The sequence below is a fragment of the Escherichia sp. WS547 genome, from assembly GCF_046486065.1.
GTDB classification, from domain to species: domain Bacteria; phylum Pseudomonadota; class Gammaproteobacteria; order Enterobacterales; family Enterobacteriaceae; genus Escherichia; species Escherichia coli.
In genome coordinates this window covers 1-1,195 of record NZ_JBJQMA010000060.1, presented here as the reverse complement: position 1 = coordinate 1,195, position 1,195 = coordinate 1, and the positions used below count along the sequence as shown (strand labels likewise).

Annotated in this window: 1 protein-coding gene; it reads right to left on the bottom strand. The window is 53.1% G+C overall.

Annotated features, from left to right (window positions below; translation table 11 throughout):
- Positions 1 to 146: 146 nt before the first annotated feature.
- Positions 147 to 1,127: an IS5-like element IS5 family transposase gene (locus ACJHWK_RS23895; protein WP_000019402.1), complete on the bottom strand. Its 981-nt coding sequence runs from the start codon at positions 1,125 to 1,127 to the stop codon at positions 147 to 149.
- Positions 1,128 to 1,195 lie beyond the last annotated feature (68 nt).

Below are 1,195 nucleotides of genomic sequence, written 5' to 3'. Positions count from 1 at the left end.
GGAAGGTGCGAATAAGCGGGGAAATACTTCTCGGCTGACTCAGTCATTTCATTTCTTCATGTTTGAGCCGATTTTTTCTCCCGTAAATGCCTTGAATCAGCCTATTTAGACCGTTTCTTCGCCATTTAAGGCGTTATCCCCAGTTTTTAGTGAGATCTCTCCCACTGACGTATCATTTGGTCCGCCCGAAACAGGTTGGCCAGCGTGAATAACATCGCCAGTTGGTTATCGTTTTTCAGCAACCCCTTGTATCTGGCTTTCACGAAGCCGAACTGTCGCTTGATGATGCGAAATGGGTGCTCCACCTTGGCCCGGATGCTGGCTTTCATGTATTCGATGTTGATGGCCGTTTTGTTCTTGCGTGGATGCTGTTTCAAGGTTCTTACCTTGCCGGGGCGCTCGGCGATCAGCCAGTCCACATCCACCTCGGCCAGCTCCTCGCGCTGTGGCGCCCCTTGGTAGCCGGCATCGGCTGAGACAAATTGCTCCTCTCCATGCAGCAGATTACCCAGCTGATTGAGGTCATGCTCGTTGGCCGCGGTGGTGACTAGGCTGTGGGTCAGGCCACTCTTGGCATCGACACCAATGTGGGCCTTCATGCCAAAGTGCCACTGATTGCCTTTCTTGGTCTGATGCATCTCCGGATCGCGTTGCTGCTCTTTGTTCTTGGTCGAGCTGGGTGCCTCAATGATGGTGGCATCGACCAAGGTGCCTTGAGTCATCATGACGCCTGCTTCGGCCAGCCAGCGATTGATGGTCTTGAACAATTGGCGGGCCAGTTGATGCTGCTCCAGCAGGTGGCGGAAATTCATGATGGTGGTGCGGTCCGGCAAGGCGCTATCCAGGGATAACCGGGCAAACAGACGCATGGAGGCGATTTCGTACAGAGCATCTTCCATCGCGCCATCGCTCAGGTTGTACCAATGCTGCATGCAGTGAATGCGTAGCATGGTTTCCAGCGGATAAGGTCGCCGGCCATTACCAGCCTTGGGGTAAAACGGCTCGATGACTTCCACCATGTTTTGCCATGGCAGAATCTGCTCCATGCGGGACAAGAAAATCTCTTTTCTGGTCTGACGGCGCTTACTGCTGAATTCACTGTCGGCGAAGGTAAGTTGATGACTCATGATGAACCCTGTTCCATGGCTCCAGATGACAAACATGATCTCATATCAGGGACTTGTTCGCACCTTCC